Source organism: Streptomyces sp. adm13(2018), assembly GCF_008042145.1.
Lineage (GTDB): Bacteria > Actinomycetota > Actinomycetes > Streptomycetales > Streptomycetaceae > Streptomyces.
The window spans coordinates 1,070,523-1,078,168 of the sequence record NZ_RDBH01000129.1 but is presented as its reverse complement, the minus strand read 5'-3'; the positions used below and the strand labels follow the sequence as shown (position 1 = coordinate 1,078,168).

General features: G+C 74.5%; 6 protein-coding genes. 4 read left to right on the top strand and 2 right to left on the bottom strand.

Translation table 11 applies throughout. The features are described 5' to 3' along the window. Both EAO70_RS40045 and rsmH read right to left on the bottom strand, forming a co-directional pair. A partial coding sequence (locus EAO70_RS40045) for an AAA family ATPase (RefSeq protein ID WP_187283976.1) occupies window positions 1-579 on the bottom strand: 579 nt, incomplete at its 3' end. 50 nt (window positions 580-629) lie between these two features. Next, window positions 630-1,586: a 16S rRNA (cytosine(1402)-N(4))-methyltransferase RsmH gene (rsmH, locus tag EAO70_RS21555; protein ID WP_148004494.1), complete on the bottom strand. Its 957-nt coding sequence runs from the start codon at window positions 1,584-1,586 to the stop codon at window positions 630-632. Between the two features lie 328 nt (window positions 1,587-1,914). On the opposite strand from rsmH, the gene EAO70_RS21550 reads away from it, so the two are divergent. From EAO70_RS21550 to EAO70_RS21535, 4 genes are all read left to right on the top strand, one after another. Beyond that, the gene (locus tag EAO70_RS21550; RefSeq protein ID WP_261992977.1) at window positions 1,915-2,490 is read left to right on the top strand and encodes a beta-class carbonic anhydrase; all 576 of its coding nucleotides are present in this window, start codon (window positions 1,915-1,917) and stop codon (window positions 2,488-2,490) included. 146 nt (window positions 2,491-2,636) lie between these two features. After that, a complete protein-coding gene (locus EAO70_RS21545; protein ID WP_148004492.1) occupies window positions 2,637-3,653 on the top strand; it encodes an AAA family ATPase in 1,017 nt (338 codons plus the stop codon). Continuing rightward, window positions 3,653-5,002, top strand: a complete 1,350-nt coding sequence (locus tag EAO70_RS21540) for a DUF58 domain-containing protein (RefSeq protein ID WP_148004491.1) — start codon at window positions 3,653-3,655, stop codon at window positions 5,000-5,002. Before EAO70_RS21545 ends, EAO70_RS21540 begins: the two co-directional genes overlap by 1 nt. Further along, window positions 4,999-7,395: a DUF3488 and DUF4129 domain-containing transglutaminase family protein gene (locus EAO70_RS21535; RefSeq protein WP_148004490.1), complete on the top strand. Its 2,397-nt coding sequence runs from the start codon at window positions 4,999-5,001 to the stop codon at window positions 7,393-7,395. The genes EAO70_RS21540 and EAO70_RS21535 overlap by 4 nt, the downstream gene beginning before the upstream one ends. Window positions 7,396-7,646: the final 251 nt, after the last annotated feature.

Sequence of the window (7,646 nt, the reverse complement as noted above, 5' to 3'; positions counted from 1 at the left end):
GACGTGGACCGCGCGGACCGCCTCGATCAGCTTGAGGATGTCGTGGGCGTGGGCGACCGGCTGGAGGTCGTCCAGCGGCGAGACCGAGCCGTGCACGTCGAGCATCTGGAGCTCGGCCTCGGCGCTCGGGTAGCCGATGGAGACCTTGGCCATGAAGCGGTCGCGCTGGGCCTCGGGCAGCGGGTAGGTGCCCTCCATCTCGACCGGGTTCAGGGCGGCGGGGGCCTGTGTCGGCTTGCGGCTCGGTGTCGGGGTGGGCTTGGGCGCGGCGGCCCGCGAGGGTTCGCCGAGCACCTTGCCGTCCGGGCCCAGGAAGGCGGGGCTGCCGCCGGGGACCATGCCGAGTTCGCGGGCCCGGCGCTCCAGGGCGTCGGGGGCCGCGTAGTCGTCGACGTCGCGCTGGAGCGCCTGCTCCTCGTCGGTGAGCTCGGTGGTCCGGTCCTTGAGTTCGTTGAGCTGGAAGGACCCCTGGTTGAGGGCGGAGTTCAGCAGGAGCAGGCTGATCAGACCGCCGCCGAGGAGGACGACGACCAGCAGGACGAAGGGGGTGCGGGCGGCCGAGCTCGGACCGGACGGCATGAGCCGTCCGAGCCGCGCGGCCCGTCCTTTGAGCGGCCCCTTCGCCGTGCTCACAGGACGTCTTCCCGGATCCGCTCGGCGCCCCGGAGCCGGGCCGGGGCGGCGCGCCGGTTCTCGGCGACCTCCTCCTCGGTGGGCAGCTCGGCGCCGCGGGTGAGGAGCTTCAGCCGCGGCTGGTACTTCTCGGGGACGACCGGCAGGCCGGGCGGGGCGGTGGTGGCCGCGCCGGCCGCGAAGACCTGCTTGACGATCCGGTCCTCCAGCGACTGGTAGGAGAGGACGACGACCCGGCCGCCGACGCCGATCGCCTTCACGGCCGCCGGGACGGCCTTCTCGACGCTGTCGAGTTCGCGGTTGACCTCGATGCGCAGGGCCTGGAAGGTCCGCTTGGCCGGGTTGCCGCCGGTGCGCTTGGCGGCCTGCGGCAGGGACTCGCGGATGAGGTCGACGAGCCGGGCGCTGTTCGCGAAGGGCTCCTTCTCGCGCTCGCGCACAATGGCCGAGACGATCCGCTTGGCCTGCTTCTCCTCGCCGTAGGCGCGGAGGATGCGGACCAGTTCGCCGGGCGCGTAGGTGTTGAGGACCTCGGCGGCGCTGATGCCGGTCGTCTGGTCCATGCGCATGTCGAGCGGGGCGTCCTGCGCGTAGGCGAAGCCGCGGTCGGCCTCGTCCAGCTGCATCGAGGAGACGCCGAGGTCGAAGAGGACGCCGTCGACGGAGGGGAGGCCGAGCCGGTCGAGGACCTCGGGCAGCTCGTCGTACACGGCGTGCACGAGGGTGGCGCGGTCCCCGTACGGGGCGAGCCGCTCGCCGGAGAGCCGCAGGGCCTCCTTGTCCCGGTCGAGGGCGACGAGCCGCACCTCGGGGAACTGCTGCAGGAGTGCCTCGCTGTGGCCGCCGAGGCCCAGGGTGCAGTCGACGACGACCGCGCCGGGGCGCCGCAGGGCGGGGGCCAACATGTCCAGGCACCGCTGGAGCATGACCGGGACGTGTCGGTCGTTGCTCAATGCGCCCTCTCAGATCCGGCGCGGAGGTACGGGCGAGCGGGTAAGGAGGCCGAGCCGTAGGTACCGCCGCACACACGGGGGGAGAAACCGCGGAAGTCGCTCGTTGTCTCCGTGAACTTCGCGTCACTTTAGTCCACGGGACCCGCCGGTCAATCAACCGGCTGGCGCGTCGCACGGCGCCGGGGAGCCGGTGGACGGCCCCGGGCGGTCCGCCCGTCCGGGGCCGGGTCTCCCGGACCTGTGGACTGGCTCACAGCGGGACCCGATGCGGTCCTTTGTCCGTTCTCACCGCGGGACCGGGACGCCGGTGCCCCGTACCGTCGGAGCCATGTCGACCTCCGCGCACTCCTCCGCCGGCGCCCCGGCCGCCGGCTCCACCGTCACCGACCGGCTCGTCGCGGCCAACGAGCGGTACGCCGCGTCGTTCGGCGACCCCGGCAGGGACGCGCGTCCCGCGCTGGGCGTCGCCGTCGTGGCCTGCATGGACGCCCGCCTCGACCTGCACGCGGCGCTGGGCCTCGAACTCGGCGACTGCCACACCGTCCGCAACGCGGGCGGGGTCGTCACGGACGACGTGATCCGGTCCCTCACCATCAGCCAGCGGGCCCTCGGCACCCGCAGCGTGGTGCTGATCCACCACACCGGCTGCGGTCTGGAGTCCCTCACCGAGGAGTTCCGGCACGAGCTGGAGATGGAGGTCGGCCAGCGCCCGGCCTGGGCCGTCGAGGCCTTCCGCGACGTCGACCAGGACGTACGCCAGTCGATGCGCCGGGTGCGGACCTCCCCGTTCCTCCTCCACACCGACGACGTGCGCGGCTTCGTCTTCGACGTGACGACCGGCCTGTTGCGGGAGATCGATCCCGCGTCCGACCCGGCGGCCGGACCGGCGGCGGGACCGGCGTAAACACCCAAAGACCGGCAATTCCCTCGCACTTGTCCGCCCGCAAGTGACACGACCCGGCCACGCGAACAAGAATGACCGGAGTACGACACCCTCCGCAGATCCCACGGGGGCAGGTGTCCGTGTTCCGGAAGGCCGAGGAGGGCCGGGTGACCACCTATGACGATCGAGCGAGCCTCACTGATCTGACCACCACCGCGGAGCGGGTGCGCAGATCGGTGGAGAGTGTGATCGAGGGCAAGCCCGAGGTCGTACGGCTTTCGCTGACCGTGCTGCTCGCCGAGGGACACCTCCTCATCGAGGACGTCCCCGGCGTCGGCAAGACCATGCTGGCCAAGACGCTGGCACGGTCCATCGACTGCTCGGTGCGCCGCATCCAGTTCACCCCCGACCTGCTGCCCTCGGACGTCACGGGCGTGTCGATCTTCGACCAGCAGCGCCGCGAGTTCGAGTTCAAGCCGGGCGCGATCTTCGCGCAGATCGTGATCGGCGACGAGATCAACCGCGCCTCGCCGAAGACCCAGTCCGCGCTCCTGGAGTCGATGGAGGAGCGCCAGGTCACCGTCGACGGGCAGACCTACGAGCTGCCCAGCCCGTTCATGGTGGTCGCGACGCAGAACCCGGTCGAGATGGAGGGCACCTACCCGCTGCCCGAGGCCCAGCGCGACCGCTTCATGGCCAAGGTCTCCATCGGCTACCCGAGCGCCGAGGCCGAGCTCCAGATGCTCGACGTGCACGGCTCGGTCTCGCCGCTGGACGACCTCCAGCCGGTCGCCCACGCCCACGACATCCTCAAGCTGATCGAGGCGGTCCGCGCGGTCCACGTCGCCGACGCCGTCCGCCGGTACGCGGTCGACATCGTCGCCGCCACCCGCACCCACACCGACCTGCGGCTCGGCGCCTCGCCGCGCGCCACGCTGCACCTGCTGCGGGCCGCGAAGGCCTCCGCCGCGCTCAGCGGCCGCGAGTACGTCCTGCCGGACGACCTCCAGGTCCTCGCCGCGCCCGTCCTCGCCCACCGGCTGCTGCCGACGGCGCAGGCCCAGCTGAACCGCCGCACCGCCGAGCAGGTCGTCCAGGACATCCTGCAGCGCACCCCCGTCCCGGCCGCGGCCCCGCCCGCCGGCCCGCCCTTCGGCCAGCAGCCCGGCGCCCGGCGGCTGTGATGACCACCGCTGCCGTGCCGGACGGCGGGCGGGGCGACGAGGACGACCGGGGCGGTCTGCGGGCCGCCCTCGGCGGCCTCACCACCCGGGGCCGCTCCTTCCTCGCCGCCGGAGTGGCGGCCGCCGCCTGCGCGTACGTCCTCGGCCAGGCCGACCTGCTGCGCGTCGGGCTGCTGCTCGCCACGCTGCCGCTGATCTGCGTCCTCGTGCTGCACCGCACCCGCTACCGGGTCGCCGCCTCCCGCCGGCTCACCCCGCAGCGGGTGGAGGCGGGCTCCGAGGCCCGGGTCCAGCTGCGGATGGAGAACGTCTCCAAGCTCCCCACCGGGCTGCTGATGCTCCAGGACCACGTGCCGTACATGCTGGGCCCCCGTCCGCGCTTCGTCCTCGACCGCGTCGAGGCGGGCGGCCGGCGGGAGGTGTCCTACCGGGTCCGCTCCGACCTGCGCGGCCGCTTCCCGCTGGGCCCGCTCCAGCTGCGGCTCAACGACCCCTTCGGGATGTGCGAGCTGACCCGCTCCTTCAGCGCGTACGACACCCTCACCGTCATCCCGCGGACCGAGGCGCTGCCCCCGGTGAAGCTCGGCGGCGAGGCCTCCGGGTACGGCGACGGGAAGCAGCGCTCGCTCGCCCTCGCCGGCGACGACGACATCATCCCGCGCGCCTACCGGCACGGCGACGACCTGCGCCGGGTGCACTGGCGCTCCACCGCCCGCTACGGCGAGCTGATGGTCCGCCGCGAGGAGCAGCCGCAGCGGGCCCGCTGCACCGTCCTCCTCGACACCCGCCGGATCGCCTACCAGGGCTCCGGCCCCGACTCGGCGTTCGAGTGGGCGGTCTCCGGCGCCGCCTCCGCCCTGCTCCACATGCTGGAGCGCGGCTTCGCGGTCCGGCTCGTCACCGACACCGGCACCGCGGTGGGCGGCGAGGGTTCCGAGGGCTTCGCCGGAGCGGCGGACTCCGCCGAGTCCGCCGGTCTGATGCTGGACACCCTCGCGGTCGTCGACCACTCCGAGGGCGGCGGCCTCTCCCGCGCCTCCGACCTGCTGCGCGGCGGCGACGAGGGACTGCTCGTCGCCTTCGTCGGCGATCTCGACGAGGAGCAGGCGGCCCTCACCGCCCGGATGCGGCACCGCGCGGGCGCGGCCGTCGCCTTCGTCCTGGACTCCGGGACGTGGCTGACCGGCGGCGCGGTCGCCGGGGCCGCCGAGGAGCGGGTACGGAAGCTGCGCGAGGCGGGCTGGACGGCGCTGGTCGTACCGGCCGGGGCCAGGCTGGCGGACCTGTGGCAGCAGGCGGCCGGCGTCCGCGCCGAGTCCGCCGCCGACACCTACGGAGGATGGTCATGAGCGGGCGCGCACGGCTGACCCTGGCCGCCTGGGCGGCCACCCTGATGGCGGCCGGGGCACTGCTGCCCCTGGTCAAGCCGGCCACCTGGATCTTCACGGCCGCGTTCGTCCTCGCCCTGGTGAGCGGGGTGGGTACGCTGGCCCGGCGGACGCCGCTGGCCCGCCCGCTGACGCTGCTCGCGCAGCTCGTCGTCGCGCTCCTGGCGCTGACCGCGCTCTTCGCCGCCGACCAGGCGATCCTGCTGTTCCTGCCGGGGCCGCAGGCCCTCGCGCACGCCGCCGACCTGTTCGCGGCGGGCGCCGAGGACGTCGGCCGGTACGCGATCCCCGCGCCGGACACCGAGGGCATCCGGCTCATGCTGGTCGGCGGCGTGGTCGCCATCGGCCTCATGGTCGACACCCTCGCGGTCACCTTCCGGAAGGCGGCCCCGGCCGGCCTTCCGCTGCTCGCCCTGTACTCGGTGGCCGCCGGTCTCTCCGGCGGCGGCGCCGGCTGGCTCTGGTTCCTCCTCGCGGCCTCCGGCTATCTGCTGCTGCTCCTCGCCGAGGGCCGCGACCGGCTCTCGCAGTGGGGCCGGGTCTTCGGCGGCGCCCGGCGCGCGGGCCGGCCCGGCTCGTCCGTCGCCGCCGGCGGCCCCACCTTCGCCCCGGCCCGCACCGGTCGCCGGATCGGCGTCGTGGCCATGGGCGTCGCGCTGGTCGTGCCGTTCGCGCTGCCCGGTTTCACCGGCGGCCTCATCGGCAGCGGCGGCGGCGAGGGGACCGGCGGCGAGGGCGGGGGCGGCACGATCTCGGCCGTGAACCCGCTGGTCTCCCTCCAGGACAACCTGCGCCAGCAGGAGGACCGGGAGGTGCTGCGCTACCGGACCAACGCCCGGGACACCTCCGGCCTGTATCTGCGGCTCGTCGCGCTCGACCAGTTCGACGGCACCTCGTGGAAGTCCTCGGTCCGCCCGATCGAGGCCGTCCCCCAGCGGCTCCCCTGGCCGGAGGGGCTCTCCCGGAACGTCCTGATCACCGAGGTCACCAGCAACTTCGTGGCCTCCGAGGGGTACGAGCAGAAGTGGCTGCCGATGCCGTACCCGGCGGGCCGCGTCGACATCGACGGCCGCTGGCGGTACGAGCCGGCCGGCCGGATGCTCGTCGGCGACGGCAAGCAGACCACCAGCGGCGCCCGCTACACCGTGTCCAGCCTGGAGGTCCAGCCGACGTCCGAGCAGCTGGCCGCCGCCGGGGAGGCGCCCGAGCGGCTGCTCCGCGAGTACACCCGGGTCCCGTCCTCGCTGCCCGCCGACGTGAAGGCGACCGCGCTCCGGATCACCGACGGCGCGGGCAACGACTACGAGCGGGCGGTGAGGCTCCAGGACTGGTTCGCCCGGGACGGCGGCTTCCGCTACGACGTGAACGTCGAGTCCGGAACCGGTGTGCAGGCGATCTCCCGCTTCCTGAGGGACAAGGAGGGCTTCTGCGTCCACTTCTCCTTCTCGATGGCGGCGATGGCCCGCTCCCTGGGCATCCCCGCTCGGGTGGCCGTGGGCTTCATGCCGGGCACGACACAGACCGACGGCTCGGTCTCGGTCGGCATCCGGGACGCGCACGCGTGGCCCGAGCTGTACTTCGAGGGTGCGGGCTGGACGCGGTTCGAGCCGACCCCCTCGCGGGGCTCCACCCCCTCGTACACCCAGGACAACACGCCCTCGGGTACGGCCACCGGGCCCGCCCAGCCCCAGGAGAGCGCCTCGGCGCAGCCGTCCGTCGCGCCGAGCGCCTCGGAGAGCTGCACGCCGCAGGAGCGCCGGCTCGGCGACTGCGGTCCCGAGGAGGCCCTGGCCGGCGCGGAGACGTCCGGCGGCGGCCCGGACCCGCTGACGGTGACGCTGACCGTCGTCGGGATCCTGGCGGTCCTCGCCCTTCCCCTGCTGCCGCTGCTGTGGCGGCGACGGGTCCGGGCCCGCCGGCTGGCCCCCGCCGGGGCGGGCGTGGCCCGGACCCTCGCGGTCTGGCAGGAGATCGTCGACACGGCCTGGGACTACGGGGTCGAGCCGGACGAGTCGCAGACGCCGCGGCGCACGGCGGCCCGGATCGTCGAGCGGGGCGGCCTGTCCGGCGAGGCGGCGGAGGCGGTGCACCGGGTGGCCCGGGCGGTGGAGGAGGCGCTGTACGCGCCGAGCCCGCGACCGGTGTCCGGCCTGGCGGAGGAGGCGACCCGGATCGGGACCGGCTTCCACGAGGCGGCGGACCGCCGGAACCGCCTGCGGGCCCTGCTGGCGCCGAGGTCGGCGGCGCGGGTGAGGTGGGCGGCGGCGGGCTGGTGGACGAACACGACAACGAGTTGGTCGACGCGCCGCACGACCCTCCGATCCCGCCTGCGCCACCCTCGAACCACACCTTGACGCGCCGCGGGGTCGGGTGCGGGCGCGGGGTGGGTCCGAGTGCGGGCCGACCCTCCGACCCCGGGCCGGGCCGCACCTCCGGCGACGCCTGGGGCGGTGCAGCGCGTGACCGCCGGGCTCGGCCCCACACCCGGCGCCTCGGCCGTCGGCCCACCGCTGTATGGGGCCCACCCACCGTGTGGGCAACTGTTCCGCTGGGGCGGAACGGGTGGGCACAACGGGCGGCACCCTTTGCCGGGCCTAGGCTTCCG

Coding starts and splice junctions, on each gene's coding strand:
- EAO70_RS21550 (WP_261992977.1), top strand. CDS start 1,915: ATGTCGACCTCCGCGCACTCCTCCGCCGGCGCCCCGGCCGCCGGCTCC.
- EAO70_RS21540 (WP_148004491.1), top strand. CDS start 3,653: ATGACCACCGCTGCCGTGCCGGACGGCGGGCGGGGCGACGAGGACGAC.
- EAO70_RS21535 (WP_148004490.1), top strand. CDS start 4,999: ATGAGCGGGCGCGCACGGCTGACCCTGGCCGCCTGGGCGGCCACCCTG.